This is a genomic window from Flavobacterium sp. GW823-FHT04A11 (genome assembly GCF_058796535.1).
Genome location: NZ_CM179503.1, coordinates 4,404,208 through 4,428,125, shown reverse-complemented (window position 1 = coordinate 4,428,125; position 23,918 = coordinate 4,404,208). Strand labels below are relative to the sequence as shown.

Sequence of the window (23,918 nt, the reverse complement as noted above, 5' to 3'; positions counted from 1 at the left end):
ATCTAACGTCAAATTTTAAACACATAGAAACATAGATTTTTCTGTTTGTGTAAAAGCTAATCAAAAGAAACTAGTTTCTCACACATAGTTCAGCAACATAGCCCGAAGTTTCAACTTTGGGAACACAAAGCAAAGCTATGTTCGTTTAAACGGTTGAGACGCCTTTAACAACAAAGCTAAGCTATGTTTCTATGTGTTTAAAAAAACAGCATTTAAGTTTTTCAGAAAATAAACACCTTAAAAAACTGCAATTTTCCCTGTTTGCATTTCTCCTGAGTTTGTAATTATTTTATAGATATAAATTCCTGAGGCAGTATTTTTTAGATTGATATTATTGGTTTTAGAAACTAACGGAGAAGTCATAGTATTTTGCCCTGCAATATTGTACAAATAGAAAACAGCGCTTTCCTCTTTTTTGGCTTCAATATTTAATTCCTCGTTTTTGCTTAATAGCGTTGGGTAGACAAAAAACAAATCATCGCCTAAATAATGAGTGTCCAGAATTAGGGAACTTATAACCTTATTGTTTTCTAAAATTATATTGATTTTATATTTATTACTGCCCTTGGTTGGCGCATCATCCAAAAAAGAAAATGTCTTTGAATTGATATCATTTATGGAGCTCAGAACATTTTCTGTATCATTCGTTATTTTTACCAGATCAATCCTTTTAATATTATACAAACTAAACAGACTGGCACTAATTTTCACATTGTCTTCCTCATAAATTTCCGCAAAAGCTAATTCGAAATAACAATTTGAGTTTTGAACATATTGTAAAGTTGACTCACTTTTGATTCCTTCGCTATTGTCAAAAACAGGAACAACAGTACAAATTTTTCCATCAGTATAAATATAATTTGTGTTTGTGGTTTGTTCCTTAAATTCTAAATTATCTCCGGTCAATTGGTAAATATTAAATAAAGTAACATCAGTAGGTTTATCCCAATTAATTTCTGTAGTGCCGTCGCAAACTAAGCTTGTACTGATATTTAAATCATAAGAAATTGTAAAACTATCAGAAATATAATCAGCATTATTAAAGGTCATTTTTAATTTTGCTTTCGAAAATTTTTGTTCCGTCGGCGTATACATAAATTGTTCATTATCAAGATTTATACTAGTTGCGATAATTTCCCAAGTTTGCCCATTATCATAACTTATAGACAATTGTCCGGAAATACCGGAAAACGAAGAATTCCATTTAAAGGGAGAAATCGTCTTGCCATCATAAGGGAAATTATCATTAGAGGCAGGGTAATTCCATTCAAATTGATTTTCTAATTCATATTCATAAGCGATGCTGTATTCCTGAGGCAAATCAGAAATATACGAACCCGTAACATTGATTGTATAAGTTCCTGATGCAGGGTTTTCAATAGTTACTTGTTCGACATTATTAATTTTATCTTTCCCTCTTACGGCGGGTTGTTCAGGCGTACCAGGATTAAGAATCCAAGGCAAAAAAGTAGTGTTGTCAGCCGAAACAACTTCCAGATCCAAATCGTTTATCAAACTTATATTACTGTTAATCGGAGTCGGCAAATCATTCCATACCAAGGTAATTTTTAAGTTTTTTGCCTTTAGCGGAAGCGTAATATTGTGTGAATTGGTCTGAGCAGATTTCAAATTACCAGAAATAATTCTATTCTCACTGATAGCTTTTAAGCATTTATCAGCATTGATATTGCCATAACCATAAGTAAAATCCGGACCAGCGTTTCCTAAATCTTTGGCACTATTTATTAAAATTGCTTTGGTTTGAGCATTCGTCAAATCCGTATTATTGATCGTTTTATAATGCTGTTTCATAAGCGTAATAATTCCTGTCGCAACTGCTGTAGAATTTGAAGTTCCCTTCGTGCTAAAAGCCACTAATTCTGGTTTTATCCGGCCATCATAAGCGGGACCTTTTGACGAAAACGGCATAATTACTTCGTTTTGGTCAATACAGCCAAATGCAATACTATTTTTGGATTGTTTGAAATTACCGGTAATCGATTTAAAACCCTGAAGTCCGTTATTGCCGGAAGAAAAACAATGCGTTAAATTAGTATTTGAGAATAATTGCGCGTCATAAGCGTTAGCCAGCGAGCCGTAAAAATTCTCGATCTCTGTTCCGTAGGAATGATTTTGGGTTGAAGCGCCTTGCAAAGTTGTGACTTCATCAGGATAAATATTCAAAAAGTCAGATGATTGTATTTTAGCTTCATAAGCAACACCTTTTCCTAATGCAGAACTATTTCCTAATCCGGAAACTATAGTCGCCATATCCGTTGCATGGCTTGATACAACAGATGACTCTATTTGAGAAAGAATGTGTTTGTTTAAAAGATCAACATCATTTACATCAAAAAAATCATCTTTGATCGATATAACCTGACTTTCGCCTGTTAAAAGAGGAAAATTAATATAGGCTTTATTGATATAATTGATGGTAAAATTTTGATCTGTAATTTTAGATTCGACCTTTGGCTTTAATGATTCCTGCGAAACAGAAGTCACACTTTCTAAAATTATAATCTCATCAATAATTTTTTCGGAATCACTTTTTATTACTACAAGATGATTGTCAATTATTTTAACATCAGTAATGTTTCTTGATTTCAGACCGGCAAGTAACGCTGTAATTGTATCTGTTGCCAGTATGTACTGTTTATCTTCGCTATGATTTGAAAAATTGGAGGGTAATTTCCATAAACTATTAACCGGAAAGATTTTTTTTAAAGACTTATTAGTTTTTGAACTTACGTTTTCAACGATGCAAAAAGTACTGTCCAGTTTTTTTACAATCTTATATTTGTTTTGATGTGCATTTTCTAAAGAGGTTAAATAGAATTTCTCAAATTTTCCTTCGTTTTCTTTTTTTATGTATTGATTCCATTTCTCAGAAACCTGCGAGAAACTGATTGCTGTAATCATAAAAAGGAGGAAAGTAATTTGTTTCTTCATTTATTGTAGGTTAGGCAATTAAAAGATTCTTTATCACTTCTTACTCAAGAAAAACAAAGATGAATTTATACTTTAATGAATTCTGTTTGAAATATTTATCCGTTGTTGGTAAACCAAAGTTATTAAAATATTTGTAATAATTTTATGATTTTTTATTCCTTCAAAAACTTCAAAATCTGTAAGACCGATATTCTCTTTTTTCATCCTAATTGTAATTTAAAAGGAGTTTAAAATTATAAAATGATTTTTTTACAGTTGCTTGAAAAAAAAATTATTCAGGTAGTTTTTATATCCGTAACAATCTCATTTTTACTCAATTATTGATTTCACTGGGGTTGCGCTAATAATCAGATAATTATTATTAAAAAATCATAATAAAAAAATATAACAAAAAGTGTTAATTTTGTTAAATTATAATTTTATAAGTATTTTAAGATTAAAATTTATATAAATTTGATAACTATTATTACAATATTTTGTAAAGAACCCCTATTTATCAACGTATTTTAACAAAACCAAAGAAATTTATTATGAAAAAATTAAAATCAATTTTAGCCTTATCATTTATAGCGCTAACACTGTTCTCTTGTAACAAAGAAGATGAGGCAGTACAATCAAACCAAGAATCTCTTAAAGTAACACCAGAGGTTTTAAATAAACTTAGATCACTTTCTTTAAATACTACTGATGTTCAGGTGATCAAAAATACCGACTTAGAGGGCAACACAGAAGACGCGTTCCTGATAGAAGGTGATATTATCATTACGCAGGATCAATTAAACAAAATGGATCTGCACGGTGGTATTACTACAGAACAATACCGTACTACTAATTTAGTTTCTGCTCCAAGAACCATTAAAGTTGTTGGATTAACAGGAACTGGTACAACAGCACTAAGTACAAATATGCGTGCAGGATTGCAAGCTGCAATCAATAGATATAACAATTTAGGATTGTCTATCAACTTTACATTAACCTTTAGTTCAAGTACTTCTGGTGCAAACATTGTTGTCCGGAGACAAACTGGTTCTGCCGGTGGAGTAGCAGGATTTCCTTCTGGCGGAGCACCTTATAATTCAGTTACATTATATTCTGGATTAGATACTTATTCTACAGGTGTAAATGCACACGTATCTGCACACGAAATTGGTCACTGTATTGGTTTACGTCATACTGACTGGTTTAGCCGTCAAAGCTGTGGACAAAATTCAAATGAAGGAACAGCAGGTGTTGGAGCAATCCTTATCCCGGGAACTCCATCTGGATATGATGCAACTTCTTATATGAGAGCATGTTTCAGTTCAAGCGAAACAGGAGCTTTCAATTCGAATGACGTAACAGCTCTTAACTATTTATACTAAAAATTAGAAAGTTGAATTAGGAATTCTCTTTACAAAATATAAGAGGCTGTTTCATATTTTGAAACAGCCTCTATTTTATTGGATTGTGCCAGAAACAACAAATATGCCTTTATAAAACGAAAATGAAATATTAATTTAACACAAAGTTAAATTAACTTTTTAGGTATTTTTTACTTCATGGTTTTCATTTGTGATTTTAAATCTATAATGAAAAACTACCTTTTGCAAATGTCAGACGAAGAGCTCCAGAAATTGATTTTTCAGGAAGATCATGATGCGTTTGCAGTTATCTTCGAGCGGTACTGGAAAAAGCTTTATTTATATGCTTTTAAGATTTATAAAAAAGAAGAAATCTGCGAGGACATCGTTCAGGAAATTTTTATCAGCCTTTGGAAAAATTCCTCAAAAACAGTGATTCTTAATCTTGAAGCCTATCTTTTCAGGGCTGTAAAATATAAAATTGCCAACCAGATCAGAAGCCTCAAATTTGATCAGGAACAATTGGAAGTGCTGGAAACTATTCCGGCTCCAAATCATACGATTGATAATATAGAATATGTGGAGTTCGAGAAAAGTATTATGAACCAAATCAGCCAGTTAACACCCAAGTGCCGTGAGGTTTTTTTACTCAGCCGTATAGAAAACTTTTCTAATGCTGAAATCGCAGAAAAACTCAGCCTTTCCATCCACACCGTAGAGAAGCATATCAGCAATGCCATTAAGCAGCTCCGACTGAATGATTATCATTATAATTACCTTCTTTTTTATTGGGCAGCCTTCTTTTATGTTAACTAAAAAAACACAATTTTAAGAAAACGTTAAGACTGCTTTTTCGACTACTTGTTTGAATCAAAATTGGTGACTTACTTATAAAAGCACTTATTTTGAAAAAAGAAACCCTTTTGCTACTGGCAAAAAAATACACAGAAGGTACTTGCACACCTGAAGAGAAAATGGCAGTTGAAGCCTTTTTTGACAAGATGCAGGATAATTCAACAATTGATATCAATTCATCACTTGATGAAAAAGGCGATGTTATTTTAGGAAAAATATTCCAGGAATTACAAACTGCCCAACCGGCAAAATTCAGATTTCAAAAAGCCTTACGCATTGCAGCAATTTTGGTTGTGGCGTTTGCCGTTACCTTTTCGGTTGCAAAATTTGTTTTGACTCCAAAAGAAATAACGCAGATTGCATCCAAAGGAGAAAAAAGAGAAATTCTCCTTACCGACGGAAGTATTGTGGTGTTAAACTCCAACAGTAGTATTACCTATCCCGAAGAATTTGGCAAAACCCGAAATATCAAACTTAACGGAGAAGCCTATTTTAAAGTATTTCACGATGAGCAAAGACCTTTTGTTGTACAAACCCATGATGTAAAAGTCAGAGTGTTAGGAACTTCTTTTGATATCAACTCCTACAATCACAGACATACCAAAGTAAGTGTAATTACCGGAAAGGTTGAAGTTACTTCGCCAACAGGTAAAAAAGTACACATTATTAAAAACCAACAGGCAGACCTGAGAAGCAATTCTGATTTTCAGATTTCAAAAGAAGACAGCAGCGAAGGAATCGCCTGGACGAGCAATACTATTATTCTTAAAAATACAACGCTGGCTGAAACGGCAAAAATCATCGAAAACTGGTACAATGTTGATATTACTTTTGAAGATGTGACACTCCATAAACTGACGATTTCAGGAAAATTTAAAGATGAGAAACTCGAAAATGTTCTTGAAAGTATTGCTTTTCTGAAACAATTAAAAGTGGAATATATAACCAAAAAACAAATCCTTATAAGAAGAAAGAAACCATAAGATACATTCACAAAACAAACCCGTTTCCGGTGCAACGGAAACGGGCAATTAAACAGACTACAAATTAAATTTATAGCCAAATAGTAATGAATACGAAACTACAATTTTTTTTCAATAAGTATATGAAGATGAAAAATCTTTACTTAATGATTTTATTATTTTTTTCCTTCCACGGATTTGCCGCAGGGCAACCCGGAAAGGATGTTCAAATCAGTATTAATCTGAAGGACGCGACTATCACCGATTTCTTTAAAGTTATCGAACAGAAGACCAATTTTACTTTTGTTTTTGATGAAAAAATATCAGGAACTTCTCAGCGCATTTCAATTTATGCCGACAAAGAAAGCCTGGATACCATACTTTCAAAAATGGCAGAAAAAACAGGATTGACTTTTAGAAAACTGAACAACACGATAACCGTTACAAAGAATCTGCGTGTGCAAACCACAGTTCGCGGAAAAATTCTGGACGAAAGCAATATGCCAATGCCGGGAGTTACAGTTCAGGAAAAAGGAACGCAAACAAGTACGCTGACCGATATAGAAGGAAATTTCAGTTTTGCTGTTTCAAATTCTTCAGCAGTTTTGTTGGTTTCTTATCTGGGTTATGTTACACAGGAAATTGCGGTACAAAATTCGCCAATTACCGTGATAATGAAGTTAAGTACCAGTGAACTTAATGAAGTTGTGGTAACGGCTTTGGGAATTAAAAGAGAAGAAAAACGTCTTGGTTTTGCCCAACAAACCATAAAATCAGAAAGTCTGTCTCAGGCAAGATCAAATAACTGGTCTTCTGCATTAAAAGGAAAAGTTGCCGGACTTAGCATTACTTCTGCAGGTTCAGGGCCAATTAATTCGCAGCAGATTACACTTCGTGGAAATAGATCGTTAAGCCCAAAAGGAAATTATGCCCTTATTGTGGTTGATGGCGTTCCCGTAAATGCTGAGATGACAACTTCTGGTTCAACAAGTGCTTATATGGGAGAAGATTCGCCTATTGATTACGGTAACGGAATTTCTGATCTTAACCTTGATGATATTGAGAGCGTTACAGTCTTAAAAGGTGCAGGAGCAACTGCGCTTTACGGAAGCCGTGCCGCAAATGGAGCATTGATTCTGACGACAAAATCAGGCAAAAAAAATAAAGGTCTGGGAATTACTTACAGCACCAGTACAGCATTTGATAAAATCCAGAGATGGCCTGATTACCAATATAAATACGGACAAGGAACAGGGAATTCTCCTGACGCTCAGGGAAATCAATATTATTCTTATGGAAATTCTGCTGACGGAACCAGTACAAGCGGAACGAGCAGCGCCTGGGGACCGGCTTTTGAAGGACAAAACTTTTTTCAGTATGATCCAGCGCTTCAGGGACAATCGGCAAGCAGAGTTCCGTGGACTTCGTACAGAGATAACCGCAAGGATTTCTGGAGAACCGGAATTACGATAAATAATAATATTTCTATTCAGGGAGGAGATGATAAAGGATCAATGCGCCTTTCTCTTGGAAACCAAAAAAACGAATGGATCATGCCCAATACGGGTTTTGACAGGGTAACGGCAGCCATAAATGCAAACTACCAGGTATCTGATAAAATCAAATTAGGCACAGCGGTAAATTACAATACCAGAAACAGTGATAACCTTCCGTCAAGCGGATATAACAATGGTTCTATTGCCTATTTTATGATATTTCAACAGCCAAATATTGACTTGGACTGGTATCGTCCAATTTGGGAAAAAGGAAAAGAACAAATTCAGCAATTGCATCCTTTCAGTTCTTTTATCGACAATCCGTATTTGATTGCGTATGAAGCAACCAATACGCTGGACAGTGAACAGATTGTGGGTAATATTTTTGCCAATATCAAATTGTCATCCAATCTGGATTTAATGGTTCGTTCAGCGCTTAATACCTACAACCAGACAAGAGAACAAAAAAGACCTTACAGTATAAACCGTTATGCAAAAGGTTTTTATGAAAGACAGGATGTATACAAACAGGAAATTAATTCAGACTTTTTGATTTCTTATAAAAAGGATTTTGGCAGCAGGTTTTCTCTCGCCGCTTCAGCCGGAGGAAATGCCATGAGTTACAAATACCGAAGAACAGAAGCTGAAGTGACGGGACTTGTAGTTCCCGGCGTTTATAAACTTTCAAACGGATCAAGCGCACCTATATTAACTCTTGGCGATGCTTATAAAAAGATGAACAGTCTTTATGGTTTGGTTTCGATGTCTTATGGCGAAATGCTTTTTGTAGACGTTACAGGTAGAAACGACTGGACAAGTACGCTTCCGGTTAAGAATAATTCATTTTTTTATCCGTCAGTAAATACCAGTTTAATTGTTTCAGAAATGGCTTCTTTGCCAAAAACAATTGATTACTTAAAATACAGGCTTTCATTTGCGCAGGTAGGAAATGATACCGAACCTTATAAAACCCAAAAATATTACGGACAGAGTGCCTTTCCAAGTTCAGCCCAAACGCTGACAACGCTGTACAATGATCATTTTAAACCTGAAATTACAACCAGTTTTGAGACCGGTTTTGAAATCAGAATGTTTCAAAATCGCTTAACGGCAGATGCGACTTTTTACGAAAGCAGCACAAAAAATCAAATTATTGATATTCCAATGGATTTTTCAACAGGTTACAGCGGTGCGGTATTAAATGGAGGAAAAGTAAGAAATCGTGGTGTTGAGCTTGCCCTTGGCGGAAAATTTATAGATCATAAAAATTTCAAGTGGAATGCCAACCTGAACTGGTCACGCAACTGGAATAAAGTAATGGAACTTCCGGAAGGCATCGATGGCCAGCAGATTATTGGTACCGGCGGAACAGCTTCTATAATTGCAAAAGTAGGCGGAACAACAAGTGCGATTTATGGTTTTGGATTTGTGAGATCTCCGGATGGCAAAATTGTATATGACAGCGCGGGTCTTCCGGCTTATCCTGATGAAATACAACATATTGGTGATGCAAGTCCGGACTGGAAAGCAGGTCTGACCAACAGTTTTACAATTGGCAATTTTACAATGAATGTTACAATCGACGGTCAGTACGGCGGTATGATTTACTCAATGACGCACCACAAACTTGCCGAGCAGGGTAAATTAAATTCTAACGAAATGGGTAGGGCAGACGGTTTCATCATTGGAGACGGTGTTGTCATGAATGCTGACGGAACTTATTCGCCAAATACCAAAAAAGTAGCAACTGCAGATTGGTACGTGCGTTATTACCGCAGAGCCAATATAGAATCAAACTCATTTGATGCTTCTTATGCAAAACTAAGAGAGGTAAGTCTGCAATATAATATGCCAAAAAGATGGCTTAAAAATACCGGACTTCAGTCAGTGCAGTTTTCTGTTTTCGGAAGAGATTTGGCGGTTATTTCTGATTTTCCAATCTATGATCCTGAAACTGCCGTGTTAAATGGTGATACCATTCTTCCGGGTGTAGAAACGGGACAAATGCCTTCGCCGGCTACTTATGGTTTTAATTTAAGTTTGACTTTATAATAAAACAATGAAAAAAATAAAAAATACAATAATAATCCTATTGCTAACGGGAATGACTGTTTCCTGTACACAAGGTTTCGAGGAGCTTAACGAAAACCCAAATCTGATCACAGAAGTAAGTCCCGGTACATTGCTGAACCCGATCATTTATGGAATTGCTTCTCAAAATGCCTTACAAAGTGTTGATGTGACGTTTAACCTCATGCAGGTATCACTGCCGTTTCCGAGCATTACAGGCGGACTTCATCGTTATGATGTCAGCAATAATATTGGAAACACGGCATGGAATAATTCGTATAAGTGGCTCAATAACATCAAAGAGATGCGTATGGCTTCTGCAAAAGCCGGAGATGTTAATTATGAAGCTGTGGCACTTACGCTTAATGCGCTGGTTTATGCCAATCTTACCGATCTTTTTGGCCCGGTTCCAATGACCGAAGCAGTTCGCGGTGAAGACGGAATTCTATATCCAAAATATGACAAACAGGAATTTATTTACGAAACGCTTTTGGCAGATCTGGAAAGAGCCAACTCACTTTATGATACCAGTAAAGCGATGATTTATGCCGAAGATATTCTGTTTCAAAACAAAGTAGCCAGCTGGAAGAAATTTACCAATTCATTGCAAATGAGATTGTTATTAAGAATTTCAAATCGAAGCGAAACCAAAGCATTTGAAAAGCTCACTTACATGATCGAGCATCCTGAAATTTATCCCGTTTTTACCACAACATCCGAAGGTGCAATTTTGAAAGTAACCGGAGTTTCACCAAACATGTCTCCGTGGGGAAGACCTCAGGATTTTAACCTGAATATAAAAATGGCTTCCTTTTTTATTGACAACCTGAATACGCTTGAAGATCCAAGAAGAGCTGTCATTGCAACAGGCGCTACAGCACTTGTAACCAATGCGCCAATTGGATTTAAAGGAATTACAAGCGGTTACGCAGGAGCAGATTCCCAGTTTAAATACAATGCTTCTACATTATTGAATACCCAGGCTCAAAATCCAATGCAGATTTTTATTATGACTTATGCTGAAGTTGAGTTTATCAAAGCAGAAATGGCACAGCGCGGTTATGTTGCCGATGTCGCCGGACATTATATAAAAGGAGTTAAATCGGCAATTGAACAGGTAAAAGCTGTAGTTCCGGCCACTTATTTTGATAATGTTTTGGCGCAGTATGACGGGACTTTGGAGAGAATCATGCTTCAAAAATATTATGCTTTGTATTTTACGGATTATCAACAGTGGTTTGAATACCGCAGAACCGGACTTCCTGTTTTGCCAACCACAACAGCAATGCTTAACAACGGTATTATGCCTTCGAGATTTACCTATCCGGATAATCAGCAAATTAAAAACACAGCCAATTATCAGGAAGCAATTCAGATGATTGGCGGGGATAATATCAATTCTAAAGTTTGGTGGGACAAATAAAAAATTAAAATGAAAAAGACAATTATAGTAATTGCATCATTGTTTTGCGCTGTTTTGACGGCGCAGACAACTGCAAAAGGAAACGTATTTGAAGATTTAAATCAAAACGGAAAAAAAGACAAAAAAGAGAAAGGCATTGCCGGTATTGCCGTAACCAATGGACGCGAAGTAGTATTGACCGATAAAAAAGGAAACTACGAACTTCCGCTGAAAAGCGACGCTATCATTGCCGTTATCAAACCATCAGGGTATAAAATACAAGTCAACAAAGACAATCTTCCGCAGTTTTTTTATAATTACAAACCCGATGGTTCACCAAAAGGGAAATTTGAAGGCGTTTCTCCAACAGGAAAATTGCCTGAATCTGTTGATTTTGGATTGATTCCGCAAAATGAAACGGCTGATTTTACGGCACTTATTTTTGGAGATCCGCAACCTTATAATTTGGAAGAAGTTGATTTTTTTACCAGAGGAATTGTTTCCGAAGTTGAAGGAATTAAAAATATTCCTTTCGGATTAAGTATGGGAGATTTGGTAGGAAACGATCTTAGTTTGTTCAATCCGTATATTCAGGCGGTCAAAAAAATAGGAATTCCATGGTATAATCTTCTTGGAAATCACGACCTTAATTTTGATGCAAAAGCAGATAATCTTGCCGATGAAACCTACGAAGCTCATTTTGGCCCGGCCAATTATGCTTTCAATTACGGCAAAGTGCATTTTATAATTCTGGATGATGTCTTATATCCGGATCCAAGGGATAACGAAGGATATTGGGGAGGATTTACAGAAGAGCAAATGCAATTCATCGAAAATGATCTTAAAGTTGTTCCAAAAGACAATTTGATCGTAATGGCTTTTCATATTCCAATTAGCGAACCGGATCCAAAAGATGATTCTTTCAGAGACAGCGACCGTCAAAAATTATTTGAATTGCTAAAAGATTTTCCAAATACATTGTCACTTTCTGCGCATACCCACATGCAGCGTCAGGATTTCTTAGACAAAAAAGATGGATGGCTTCAGCAAAAACCGCATCATCATTATAACATTGGCACCACTTCCGGAGACTGGTATTCGGGAAAACTGGATGAAAAAGGAATTCCAATTTCTGTAATGCGCGACGGAACGCCAAAAGGTTATGCTTTTATCCATTTTACAGGAAATCAATATACTGTAGATTATAAAACAGCCGGTAAACCACTGGATTATCAAATGAAAGTTTTTACTCCAAAAGTGGTAGCAAAAGGAAAACGCACCAAATCTGGCGTTTTTGCAAATTTTTTCATGGGAAGCAAAAACGATAAAGTAGTCTACAGAGTCGATCAGGGAGAATGGAAAGAAATGGATTATGTACAGGCAGAAGATCCTTCGTATGTGGAACTGGTTTATGAATGGGAACTTTCAGAAGTGCTGATGCCGGGAAAACGTTCTTCAGATCCTGAAAAAAGTACGCATGTCTGGAGAGGAAATATTCCTTCAGATCTTTCTTTGGGAGAACATTTTATAGAAATTAAGGCAACCGATATGTTTGGAAAAATCCATACGGCAAAAAGCAGCTACAGAATTGATAAAGTAAAATAATTCAATAGAAATGACAAGAATAGTAAAGGCGCTGTTTCTTTTTGCAATAGTGGGATTGACTTTTTGCTGCGCTACCAAAATTCAGAAACCGAAAAAAACTGTTGAGGTGCAGGGACATCGCGGCGATCGTGGCAATTTTCCTGAAAATACCATTCCGGCTTTTTTGAGTGCCGTTAAAAAAGGCGCTGATGTTATAGAACTCGATGTTGTGATTTCAAAAGATCAGAAAGTGGTTGTTTCACACGAGAATTTTATGTCGGCACAATATATGTCTGATTTGGAGGGGAAACCAATTTCAAAGGATAAAGAGCGTACTTATAATCTGTATGAAATGAATTATGACAGCATTAAAAGATTTGACAGCGGTTCAAGAGGAAATGCAGGTTTTCCGGCACAGCAAAAAATAAAAACCTATAAGCCTTTATTGGCTGAAATGATTGACAGTATTGAAAATTATATTGCCAGAAATAAGTTAAGTCCAGTGAGATACAATATTGAAATCAAATCAGAAAAAGAAGATTACGGCAAAAGACAGCCACAGCCCGAGCAGTTTTGTGACATGGTAATGAAGGTTATTAAAAGTAAAAACATTGAGGATAAAATAAACATTCAGTCTTTTGATCCGACAATCTTAAACATAATGCATAAGAATTATCCCAAAACCAAAATTGCTTTTTTGACGGGAGAAGGAACTTTACGAAAAAACCTGTCTAAGCTTGATTTTACGCCGGAAATTTACAGTCCCAATTTTAAATTACTTAATAAAGAAGCAGTGGATTCACTTCGAATTCTGAAAATGAAAATCATACCGTGGACCGTTAATGACGAAAAAGATATTGATCGAATGTTGGAATTGCACGTTGATGGAATTATTACGGATTATCCTGAAAGGGTTTTAAAAAAGTTATAAAGAGATTATATAAGTTTTTTAGTTTGTGTTTTTTGACAAAAGCCTTCACAACTGTGAAGGCTTTTGATTTTATTTTTAGATTTTCTTCAGACCATAAAAACTTTACAGCTTTAGCTTTTTGTGTCAATAAAGTTGGTAAATTGGCTATTATCTGATAAAAATAAAATGCAGATTTGTATTTAAATTTTTAAATATCAATATTGAAGTATAGTAAATTAACGAAATATAGTAATATTTATTTTTATATTTTTGTTTTAATTATCTGATTTTAAGTGTTTTAGTACTGAGGTATGATCGTTGCTAATGATTGAATGATAAATGATTGTTGAGTTTTGTGCTTATCATAATGCAAACAATAATTTTTAAATATAAATAATACATTCAATCAGCCATAGTTAGTTTTATTTTCCTTTTTAAAAAAAAACTTTATGAAAAAAGCAGTGATTTTATCCGTTTCAATTTTATTGTTATTTGCATCTTGTGCTACATTGAAAGAACAGTCAGGCGAAGAAGCTGGCATTTCATCCAATAAAAAAAATATTTATTCGGTTTATTTAACGGGTAATTATGGCGCAAAACAGGCGGATAATCAAAACCAGCAGCAATTTAGTCAAATACTAAAAGAAGCGCCGGAAAACTCTGCTGTTTTATTTTTAGGAGATAACATTTCACCTGATAAAAAAGACAGTCTTGCAGATCAGAATGTTTTAAAAGAACAAACTCAAATCATAAAAGATTATAGGGGGAAAACCTATTTTATTCCGGGAGAAAATGAATTGAAATATAAAGACAACCGCAAAGGAAAGGTCGCGCAGGACTTTCTGGTTAAAGCCACAGAAAATACTAACATTTATTTTCCTAAAAACGGAAGTCCGTTAGGAAAAGTTTCTGTTAATGAAAATCTGGACATTATTTTTATAGATTCCCAGTGGTATATTTCAAATTGGGATGATGTTAAATACATCAATGAAAATTCGCCGGATATCAAAACCCGCAGACGTTTTCTGGAAGAATTGGAAAGTCTGATCAAAGATGCGGCGTTTAAAAATGTCATTATCGCCATGCATCATCCTATTTTCAGTAATGGAAAACACGGTGGAAAATACAGTTTTAAAGATTATCTGCATCCGTTGCCAGTTGTTGGTTTTGGAGATAAAGCCGTTAGAAAATTAGGAGGAAGCAATCCGCAGGATATTGCCTATTATCGTTATCGGGAACTCACCAGTTTTATCGCCGCGTTGATGAAATTATCAGATAATATTACGCTTGTTTCCGGACACGAAGCAAGTCTGCAATATCTGGAAGGCAATGGCGTACACCAAATTATAAGCGGCTCTTTTTCAGATTCTGAAGCAACAAAATTATCGAAAGAAGTAATAACGGCGCCTGGTGGAAAATTAAGTTACAAAGGTATTTTCAGTTCAAGTGAAAACGGATATGCCAAACTTAATTATTATGACGACGGTTCATCGGATGTTGAATTTTATTCTTTCAAAAACAATGCATTATTATACCGACATGCCGTAAATAAAGCGCTTCCTGTTATTAAAGAAAATAATGCAGAAGTAAAATTACCGGTTTTGGCTTCAACTTCTAAAGCACAAATTTTAACCAAAGAAGAAACCTCAAAATCAGGATTTTATAAAATTCTTTGGGGAAAACATTACCGTGATTATTATAGTACAGAAGTAACGGCCAAAACAGCATTATTAGACACTTTATATGGAGGTCTGACTATTTTGAAAGAAGGCGGCGGACACCAATCGCAATCATTGCGGCTTGAAGACAAAAACGGAAGGCAATTCGTAATGCGTTCCCTTCGAAAAGATGCCCTTAAATTTTTGCGTTTTAAATTAAAAGGAATTGCCTTCGACCCTAATTCTTTTGATGATACAGCGGCCGAAGAAATGGTTTCTGATTTTTTTACCACAGCGCATCCTTACGCTCAGCTTGCGGTGAATGATCTGGCTGAAGCAGCTTCTGTAAATCACTCCGATACAAAATTGTATTATTTTCCAAAACAGCCGGGGTTTGGAAGTTTAAATGAAAAATATGGCGAAGCACTTTATTTTATTGAAGAAAGACCTTCAAAAGGACAAAAGAATTTTCAAGGTTATCAGCATACTTCAATTGAAAATGCAGGCGCAATAACTGATTTTGCTGGAACGACAGAAGTGCTGGAAAAACTCCGCAACAGCGAAAAATACAGCATCGATAAACGACAATACATTCGGTCAAGAATTTTTGATATGTTAATTGGAGATTGGGACAGACATGAAGATCAGTGGCGTTGGGCACTCAGAGAAACCGGAAACAAATCGGGAGTTTATTCACCAATACCAAGAGACCGCGACGCTGCATTTTCTAAATTTGATGGCGTAAGTTTATCGGTCATAAAGCAAATCGTTCCTGAAACACGCTTTTGGCAAAGTTATGATGACGATCTTGAGAATGTAAAAACCTTTAATTCTGAGGCTTATAATCTTGATAAAATATTTGTTTCAGAATATGATGCATTGATTTGGAAGGAAGAAGCAATCTCTATTCAAAAAGAACTTAATGATGCCGTTATTGACAATGCTTTTTTGAATCTGCCAAAAGAAATGCAGGATGAAAGTATTGAAAGCATCAAATCAAAATTAAAAAACCGACTTAAAACCTTAGACAAAATTGCGGCAGAATATGCTTCTTTTATCAATAAAAAAGTAGTTCTTCATGGAACTGATAAAAAAGATATTTTTAAAATTACCAGACAATCGCAAGGAAATACACTGATCGAAATTACGACAGAAAACAATTCAAAACCCTATTATTCAACGCTTATAAATTCACATAAAACTTCAGAAATCTGGCTGTACGGACTTAATGGCGACGATGAATTTATGGTGGATGGAGAAGGAGATCAGGAAGTTTTGCTGCGTATGATTGGCGGTTATGGCACAGATCGTTACACCATCAACAACAATAAAAAAGCGCGTATTTATGATTATAATTATGAGCAGAATATTATAGATGCAAAACAGCCTTCTAAAAAGCAATTTTCGTCTCTTTATGAAACCAATAATCTGCACTTTCGTTATTTTGTTCCAAGCAATAATATTTTATTGCCGGCAGTTGGTTTTGCTACAGATGATGGTCTTTTTGTGGGCGTAAAAGACAAATATACGTACAACGCTTTCAACGGAAATCCGCACAAGCAAGTGCATCAGGTTTTTGCTAATTATTACTTTACCTATCAATCGGCAGAAGCGGGATACAGCGGTACTTTTTTTAATGTTTTTCCAAACATCAATTTCTTTGCAGAAGCTTATTTCTCGGGAGCTAAATTTTCGAATAATTTCTTTGGATATGGAAATGAATCTGTTAATAATGATCAGGAATTGGGCAAAGATTACAACCGCGCCAGAACCAGACAAACAACTGTAAATGCGGGATTGGAATATCATAAACTTAAAGTGAAAGCCTTATTTGAAAGTTACGAAATCGAAGAAATGAATGATCGTTTTTTTACTCCGGCAAATGTAGATCCGGCAGTTTTTCATCACCAAAATTATGCTGGCGCGGAGGCTTCTTTAATGTATAAAAACAGAGATGCAGAAGATTTTCCAACGCAGGGTTTATACGCCGAGACAAAAGCAGGATGGAAAATAAATACAGATAACAGCGATAATAATTTTGGCTATGTTTCAGCAAAATTAGGGCTGGAAGATAAAATTATTAAGTCCGGAAATCTCGTGTTTCAAACGGTTATTGAGGGAAGAATGATTTTTGGAGACAATTATTATTTCTATCATTCGTCTTTTCTTGGCGGAAATAATGGTTTGCGAGGTTATAGAAATGAACGGTTTAGCGGAAAAAACAGTTTGTATGACAGTTCTAATTTAAAACTAAAAGTAGCCACTTTTAAAACAGGTTTGATTCCCGTAGATTTTGGTCTTTACGGCGGATTTGACTGCGGTCGTGTCTGGGTCGAAAATGATCCTTCAAAAAAATGGCATACTTCGCAAGGCGGCGGTATCTGGCTTGGCGGATTGAGTTCAATGAGTCTTCAGGCAGCCTATTTTAATTCAGATGAAGGCAATATTGTTTTCGTTGGATTTAATTTTAAATATTAAATATTAACGAACCACCTGTGATATGTTTTGAAATAAGTCACAAAATCAAATAATTCAACTAACATGAAAGACAGAAGAACATTTATTAAAGAGGCAGGTCTTGTTGGGCTTGCAGGATTGCTGCCCGTTTCAAATTTACTTGCCGGCGATTTAAAACAAGAAACATACGTTAACCAGGATTCTGTAACCAAATGGGAAGACGGATCACGACTGGTTGTATCAATATCGATGCAGTTTGAAGCAGGCGGTCAGCCGGTAAATTCTGAGAGCCCGTTTCCGCAAAACATGCAGAAGGGATTCGTTGATCTTCCGTCTGAAACCTGGTATCAGTATGGCTACAAAGAGGGAATTCCAAGAATGCTGGATAACTGGGATAAGTTTGGCATCAAAGTAACCTCACATATGGTAGGTTCTGCGGTATTAAAAAATCCGGAATTGGCTAAAGAAATCGTAGCAAGAGGACATGAAGCCGCTGCTCATGGAATGGATTGGGCAACGCAATATTCTATGCCTTATGAAACGGAAAAAAAGTTTATTAAAGACGGAGCAGATGCCATAAAAAAAGTAACTGGTTTTGAACCCGTTGGCTATAATGCAAATTGGTTAAGACGTGGCACCAATACATTGGAAATTTTGCAGGAACTGGGTTTTAAATATCATATTGATGATTTAAGCCGCGATGAACCTTTTTTATTAAAAGTAAAAGGGAATGATTTTGCTGTGGTGCCATACACAATCCGCTGTAATGATATTGTATTGGTTGAAGGGAAAAATTTTAGCGCAGATCAATTTGCACGTCAGGTTATAATGGAGTTTGACCAGCTTTATAAAGAATCTGAAAAAAAGCGCAGACAAATGTCAATCAGTTTTCATGATCGAATAGGAGGTACGCCACAAATGGTTGCTGCAGCTACAGAAATTATTAGTTATATCCAAAAACATAAAGGAGTAAGCTTTAGAAGAAAAGACGAGATTGCAAAAATGGCTTATCAGGACAAGAGTATCATAAGAGAATAATGCTGTTGTAAAATTAGTTAACAGTTTGATTTTCAAAATAAAACATCAATTAATATGAACTATCAGAAATTATTTCAGCAATATAATCTGAGCGGTAATCTTTTAGAAAACCGTTTTTTAATGGCTCCAATGACGCGTTCAAGAGCTTCACAGCCAGGCGATATTCCAAATGCATTAATGGCAGAATATTATGCCCAGCGAAGCACGGCCGGTATCATAATTACAGAAGCAGTTCAGATTTCCCTGCAGGGAAAAGGGTATGCTAAAACTCCCGGAATTTACAGTCAACAGCAAATAGAAGGCTGGAAATTAGTGACGGATGCCGTACATCAAAATAAAAGTAAAATATTTTTGCAGTTATGGCACGTGGGCAGAGTCAGCAGTGCACAAGTTAACGGATTACAACCAGTAGCTCCTTCGGCATTGACGGCTCAAAACACAACCGTTTATATTTTTGATGGCGCTCCAAATGGTGATGCTACTTTTGTTCCGGTAGACGAACCCAGGGAAATGAACAGAGCCGATATAGATCTTGTAATTAAGGAATTTACTGAGGGAGCCAAAAATGCTATTAAAGCCGGTTTTGACGGTGTTGAAATTCACGGGGCAAACGGTTATCTGATAGATCAGTTTTTAAGAAGCAACAGTAATACAAGAACTGACGAATACGGCGGAACAAAGGAAAACAGAATTCGTTTATTGATTGAAATTTCAAAAGCGGTAGCGAATGCAGTCGGAAAAGAAAAAACAGGAGTAAGGCTTTCTCCCTTTATTAGTTTTAAGGATATGAATGATCCTGAAATTTTAGATACAATTATGCTGGCGGCTCAGGAACTTAATAAACTGGATATCGCTTATATTCATCTTTGCGAAGCCGATTGGGATGATGCTCCTCAAATTCCAATAGATTTTAGAAAAGCACTTAGATCTAATTTTAAAAATACAATTATTGCAACAGGAAATAAAACTCCTGATGAAGCGGAGCAATTACTTCAGGAAAATTTAGTGGACTTAATTGGCTTTGGAAGAAATTTTTTAACCAATCCGGATTATCCGGCCAGAGTAAAACAAAATCTGAGCTTAAATAAAATTACAGACATGCATACTTTATTTGGCGGCGGAGAAGCAAGAGGTTATACAGATTATCCTTTTTTGCAGTAGGAAAATGAATGAATATAAAAGGTAAAAACCTGTAAATCTTAGATGTACAGATTTTTACTTTTTATAATTTAATATGTAATTATTCCAAGTTTATTTCTTTTCGAAATTAGTAGAGATTTTATCTACAATATACCATTCTTTATTTAATTTCATCATATTAAAATAATCCACAAACAGTCTTTCCGGAGTTTGTATCTCACATTTTGCAGAGGCAATGTTTTTTGTGATATTGATATCAATTATTTTGCCTTCTGTATTTGGTGTTTTTGGGTGAAGTTTGAATCTGCTTAAATAGGTTTTTCTGTCTATTACAAGTACAGTGTTATCCTTAATAATTTTTAGGTTGCAGGAACTATGCATTGCTTTTCCAAGTTTTAACGTATCGCCTGTCATCCAGCCATCAAAATAAGTCTGGATAGTTTCTTTTATTAAATCTTTTTCTTTGTCTTGTGCATTAGTATTAAAGAAAAAAAGCAACGCCGTAATCAGGTATAAAAAATTTCTTGTTTTCATTTTATTTGGATTTTTAATTAAATTAAACCTAATTTTTTCGCCTTATCAATTAAATCTTTATCTCCTCCTTTTCCTTCTAAAAGCTGATCTTTTATATTGGCTTTCCGTTTTTCAATTGCACTCATCGAAAGAGGAATATAATTGGGCAGATTAACAGTTTTTACACCTTCTGAAAGTAATATCAGAATTTGGCTGTCATGATTATCCCAATTAATATTCTTTTTAAATAATTCTCTTTGTGACTGTATAATAGTCGGACTTTTAAAATATTCTCCGTTTAAAACTTTCTTGCATATAACAGGAAATAATTCAAAATTTATATCACTTTTTGAGATAAAGCCTTCCGGTTTTATCTTCTTAATTATTTTATCAACCGTTAAAGCCTCACTATGCATGGTGAGTAATATCACTTTGCAGGAAGCAAACTTTTTTCTCAAAAGCTGGGCTAAATCAACTCCATTATTAATATCTAATTCCTTGTAAGGAGGTATGCTTATATCGAGCAGAGCAAAGTGTATAGGATTGTTCTGTTTCTCATATAATTTTATTTTTTCATAAGCTTCCTGACAATTGTAACTTTTTATAAAATGCAAATCTTTATCAGTTAAATCGCTGTTTGACAAGAGGTTAATATAACTGTCAACCGTCATAGGGTGATCATCAACTATTAAAATATTTAGGTTCATATATGTACATTCAATTTGTACCAAATCTAATTAAAATATTACGGAAAACCCGTACAATTAAAATAAATCAAAGTATTTTTTTTACAACTTATTTGATAATTAATAATAATTGAAATTATATGAAAAATAAATTGTACAAAATTGGATTCCTTTTTACTGCTTCAATGTTTACATCTCTGCTATTTGTTTCGTGCACAAATGATGAAATTGAGGTCGAAGAAAATGCTAATGCAAAGGTTAAAATTCAGGTCGAATCATCGATACAGCCGGTTGATTCAACAAATGTAAATTTTGATCTTTTGAGTGACGATGGAGATCCAAGTAATCCAAAACCACCAAGACACTAATAGTTCATGAATAGATTGTTATAAAGATTTTTGGTTTATTGCAAAATGTTATATTTGATGTACAAAAACAAATACCATTTTGAAGATTTTAAACCAAATTCCGTTTTTCCTTCTTTTTATCCTTTTTTTATCCTGTAAAAAAGGTGATTCATTTAATGCTGAAAACACGTCAACTGTTTTCCTGAGTGAGAATCTTATTGATAATTTAAAAGGTATTGAAAAAGAAAAATATTTAGATTCTACGGTTTTATTATTAAAGTATAAAAGAAACGATCTTGAGGTTAGGAATACTTACCTCAAGATTGCATCTGAATATTATTATATTAATAATTCAAAAAAATCTTTAGAAGTAAGCTTAAAGGCTTTGGAATTGTCAAAACTGGCAAACGATAGCGTTAGAATGGCGAAAGCCTGTTATTTTGTGGGAGACTGTTACGAAAATACTAAAAAAGACAGTGCTTATAGTTTCTATCTCCAGGCAGAAAAAATTTACTATAAACTGCATGATAAGGATAATGTAGCCAGAATGCTTTTTAATAAAGGTTATGTCTTATTTTATGATGGTAATTATATAGAATGCAGTGTTGAAATTTCTAAGGCGCTGCAAAATTTAAAAAACTCGAGAGATTACGAGTTAATATATGCATGTAGCACTTTAATGGGCAATTGCATGGAAAAGTTAATTCAATACAAAGAAGCTTTAAAATACCATAATATAGCTTTAGATGTTTTGGATAGAATGAAGGATAAAGGAAAAGACAAAATAAATAATTATAATATTACGTCTATTATAAATGTTTGTAATTTATATGATTTACAAGGAGAATATTCTAAATCAATACAAAGACTTACACCTTTATTAACAGAGGAATTACGAAAAGGATGGCCGCGATTATATGCCAATGTTTTAAGTAATCTGGCCTATTCGAAAATGAAAAATAAAGAATATAAAGACGTTGGAAACATGTTATTTGAGTCTTTAAGAATAGTAGACAGCATTGGTCTGGAACCGGATATTATATACAAAAAAATTCACATTGGAGAATATTACCTGTCTCAGAATGATACTGTAAATTCTATAAAGATATTAAATGAAGCAAATCATCTGGCGCTGAAAATTAAAAGCAGTAATGAAGTTTTGACAACTTTAAGATTGCTGTATAAAATTGATAAAAAGAACAGCCTCTTTTATACCAATGAGTATATCAAGTTGAGTGATAGTATTAATACTATTCAAAGAAATGCACATGACAAATATTCAAGAATAGAATATGAAACATCGAGAATTGAGGATGAGAATAAAGTTTTAACCAAAACAAATTTTTATATTTTGATTATATCAGTTGTATTAATTCTGGGCTTATTAATAATTATCGTTTTAAGATATTTTAAATATAAAAATCAGGAACTTAATTTTTTTAAGAAAGAACAGCAGGCAAATGAGCAAATCTACCAGTTGTTAACAGATCAGCATGAAAAAATATTTACTGCTAAAGAAAATGAAAAAACTAAAATAGCAAAAGAATTGCATGATGGTGTTATGAATAAAATTTACAGCGTTCGAATGAACCTGGGATTTTTTAATGCACATAGTAATGAAGAAATAATAGAAAAAAGAAAAAATTATATTTCTGAATTGCAAAATATTGAAAATGAAATTCGAACAATATCTCACGGACTAATCAACAGTTCTTTTCTTGAACAAAGTGATTTTGATATTCTGTTATCGACCTTAATTGAGAATCAAAAAGGAATTACTGAAACCAAATTTGTTTATGTAGACAGTGGTAATATTGATTGGAGAAATACACAGATTATTTATAAAATAAATTTATATAGAATAATTCAGGAGGCCATTTTAAATATTAGTAAATATGCAAATGCACAAAACTGCGAAGTAAAAATTCATAAGAAAAAAAACAATATCTTAAAACTTACTATTGTTGATGATGGTGTGGGATTTGATGTGAAAAGCAAAAAAAATGGTATTGGATTAAATAATATTAGAGATCGTGTTGCTTCTTTAAACGGAAAAATTAATATTATATCAGAAGTTAATCATGGAACCAGAATTGAGGTAATATTTAATCTTATTCCACTCAATGAAACGCTATAAAGGTTTTGTTTTTACTTCTTTTTCTTTCGGTATAAAATTGTACTTTAAATAAGAAATAATAGGCCTGAAAAATATTTTGCAGTAAGCTAAAAATGTGAATATATATTCGTTGAATATATGTTCACATTTTTTCTTTTTATCCCACCTTTTTATTCCATTTTTTGACCGATTTGGAACTCCGTAATTTTTATATTAAAAACCCGTAATTTTTACTTCGATATTCCTATTATTTTCGTTTTAAATATTGTAGCTGACAATGTTATGACGAACATTATGAAGTAAAAAGTATTTTAATTGAGCTGAAAATCAAGGTTATAAAGGTTTTTGTGTGAAAGGTTGAAAAAAATATTTCTATGAATTTTATAGAACAT

Annotated in this window: 15 protein-coding genes; 12 read left to right on the top strand and 3 right to left on the bottom strand. The window is 34.3% G+C overall.

Annotated elements, in window-relative coordinates:
• Positions 1–237: 237 nt before the first annotated feature.
• Positions 238–2,952, bottom strand: coding sequence for a S8 family peptidase (locus AC3QL1_RS18915; protein WP_492493694.1), 2,715 nt, complete (start codon positions 2,950–2,952; stop codon positions 238–240).
• Positions 2,953–3,482: 530 nt separating this feature from the next.
• On the opposite strand from AC3QL1_RS18915, the gene AC3QL1_RS18910 reads away from it, so the two are divergent.
• The 10 genes from AC3QL1_RS18910 to AC3QL1_RS18865 all read left to right on the top strand — a co-directional run bounded on the left by AC3QL1_RS18910 (position 3,483) and on the right by AC3QL1_RS18865 (position 19,885).
• Entirely contained in the window at positions 3,483–4,313 is an 831-nt protein-coding gene (locus AC3QL1_RS18910; protein ID WP_492493693.1) for a M57 family metalloprotease, read from the top strand.
• A gap of 207 nt (positions 4,314–4,520) precedes the next feature.
• The gene (locus AC3QL1_RS18905; protein WP_492493692.1) at positions 4,521–5,108 is read left to right on the top strand and encodes an RNA polymerase sigma factor; all 588 of its coding nucleotides are present in this window, start codon (positions 4,521–4,523) and stop codon (positions 5,106–5,108) included.
• 89 nt (positions 5,109–5,197) lie between these two features.
• Positions 5,198–6,130: a FecR family protein gene (locus AC3QL1_RS18900; protein ID WP_492493691.1), complete on the top strand. Its 933-nt coding sequence runs from the start codon at positions 5,198–5,200 to the stop codon at positions 6,128–6,130.
• Between the two features lie 128 nt (positions 6,131–6,258).
• On the top strand, positions 6,259–9,657 hold the full coding sequence (locus AC3QL1_RS18895) for a SusC/RagA family TonB-linked outer membrane protein (RefSeq protein WP_492493690.1): 3,399 nt from the start codon (positions 6,259–6,261) through the stop codon (positions 9,655–9,657).
• Positions 9,658–9,664: 7 nt separating this feature from the next.
• Positions 9,665–11,098 carry a SusD/RagB family nutrient-binding outer membrane lipoprotein gene (locus tag AC3QL1_RS18890; RefSeq protein ID WP_492493689.1) on the top strand — a complete coding sequence of 478 codons (1,434 nt, stop codon included), beginning with the start codon at positions 9,665–9,667 and terminating at the stop codon, positions 11,096–11,098.
• 9 nt (positions 11,099–11,107) lie between these two features.
• Positions 11,108–12,682 carry a calcineurin-like phosphoesterase C-terminal domain-containing protein gene (locus AC3QL1_RS18885; RefSeq protein ID WP_492493688.1) on the top strand — a complete coding sequence of 525 codons (1,575 nt, stop codon included), beginning with the start codon at positions 11,108–11,110 and terminating at the stop codon, positions 12,680–12,682.
• 10 nt (positions 12,683–12,692) lie between these two features.
• Positions 12,693–13,592, top strand: coding sequence for a glycerophosphodiester phosphodiesterase family protein (locus AC3QL1_RS18880; protein WP_492493687.1), 900 nt, complete (start codon positions 12,693–12,695; stop codon positions 13,590–13,592).
• A gap of 428 nt (positions 13,593–14,020) precedes the next feature.
• Complete coding sequence (locus AC3QL1_RS18875) at positions 14,021–17,707, top strand: hypothetical protein (RefSeq protein ID WP_492493686.1); 3,687 nt, start codon at positions 14,021–14,023, stop codon at positions 17,705–17,707.
• 63 nt (positions 17,708–17,770) lie between these two features.
• On the top strand, positions 17,771–18,724 hold the full coding sequence (locus tag AC3QL1_RS18870; protein ID WP_492493685.1) for a polysaccharide deacetylase family protein: 954 nt from the start codon (positions 17,771–17,773) through the stop codon (positions 18,722–18,724).
• A gap of 54 nt (positions 18,725–18,778) precedes the next feature.
• Positions 18,779–19,885 (top strand): alkene reductase, encoded by a 1,107-nt coding sequence (locus tag AC3QL1_RS18865; protein WP_492493684.1) that lies wholly within the window; start codon positions 18,779–18,781, stop codon positions 19,883–19,885.
• Positions 19,886–19,975: 90 nt separating this feature from the next.
• On the opposite strand, the gene AC3QL1_RS18860 is transcribed toward AC3QL1_RS18865, so the two are convergent.
• Entirely contained in the window at positions 19,976–20,398 is a 423-nt protein-coding gene (locus tag AC3QL1_RS18860) for a nuclear transport factor 2 family protein (protein WP_492493683.1), read from the bottom strand.
• A gap of 17 nt (positions 20,399–20,415) precedes the next feature.
• Entirely contained in the window at positions 20,416–21,084 is a 669-nt protein-coding gene (locus AC3QL1_RS18855) for a response regulator (RefSeq protein WP_492493682.1), read from the bottom strand.
• Positions 21,085–21,203: 119 nt separating this feature from the next.
• On the opposite strand from AC3QL1_RS18855, the gene AC3QL1_RS18850 reads away from it, so the two are divergent.
• Positions 21,204–21,431 carry a hypothetical protein gene (locus tag AC3QL1_RS18850; RefSeq protein WP_492493681.1) on the top strand — a complete coding sequence of 76 codons (228 nt, stop codon included), beginning with the start codon at positions 21,204–21,206 and terminating at the stop codon, positions 21,429–21,431.
• A 79-nt stretch (positions 21,432–21,510) separates the two neighbouring features.
• Entirely contained in the window at positions 21,511–23,547 is a 2,037-nt protein-coding gene (locus AC3QL1_RS18845; RefSeq protein WP_492493680.1) for a tetratricopeptide repeat-containing sensor histidine kinase, read from the top strand.
• Positions 23,548–23,918: the final 371 nt, after the last annotated feature.

What these genes read in the sequence shown, in the direction of transcription:
- AC3QL1_RS18855 (WP_492493682.1), bottom strand. Translation starts at nt 21,084, where the DNA reads ATGAACCTAAATATTTTAATAGTTGATGATCACCCTATGACGGTTGAC.
- AC3QL1_RS18890 (WP_492493689.1), top strand. Translation starts at nt 9,665, where the DNA reads ATGAAAAAAATAAAAAATACAATAATAATCCTATTGCTAACGGGAATG.
- AC3QL1_RS18905 (WP_492493692.1), top strand. Translation starts at nt 4,521, where the DNA reads ATGAAAAACTACCTTTTGCAAATGTCAGACGAAGAGCTCCAGAAATTG.
- AC3QL1_RS18895 (WP_492493690.1), top strand. Translation starts at nt 6,259, where the DNA reads ATGAAAAATCTTTACTTAATGATTTTATTATTTTTTTCCTTCCACGGA.
- AC3QL1_RS18915 (WP_492493694.1), bottom strand. Translation starts at nt 2,952, where the DNA reads ATGAAGAAACAAATTACTTTCCTCCTTTTTATGATTACAGCAATCAGT.
- AC3QL1_RS18910 (WP_492493693.1), top strand. Translation starts at nt 3,483, where the DNA reads ATGAAAAAATTAAAATCAATTTTAGCCTTATCATTTATAGCGCTAACA.
- AC3QL1_RS18865 (WP_492493684.1), top strand. Translation starts at nt 18,779, where the DNA reads ATGAACTATCAGAAATTATTTCAGCAATATAATCTGAGCGGTAATCTT.
- AC3QL1_RS18870 (WP_492493685.1), top strand. Translation starts at nt 17,771, where the DNA reads ATGAAAGACAGAAGAACATTTATTAAAGAGGCAGGTCTTGTTGGGCTT.
- AC3QL1_RS18875 (WP_492493686.1), top strand. Translation starts at nt 14,021, where the DNA reads ATGAAAAAAGCAGTGATTTTATCCGTTTCAATTTTATTGTTATTTGCA.
- AC3QL1_RS18850 (WP_492493681.1), top strand. Translation starts at nt 21,204, where the DNA reads ATGAAAAATAAATTGTACAAAATTGGATTCCTTTTTACTGCTTCAATG.
- AC3QL1_RS18880 (WP_492493687.1), top strand. Translation starts at nt 12,693, where the DNA reads ATGACAAGAATAGTAAAGGCGCTGTTTCTTTTTGCAATAGTGGGATTG.
- AC3QL1_RS18885 (WP_492493688.1), top strand. Translation starts at nt 11,108, where the DNA reads ATGAAAAAGACAATTATAGTAATTGCATCATTGTTTTGCGCTGTTTTG.
- AC3QL1_RS18860 (WP_492493683.1), bottom strand. Translation starts at nt 20,398, where the DNA reads ATGAAAACAAGAAATTTTTTATACCTGATTACGGCGTTGCTTTTTTTC.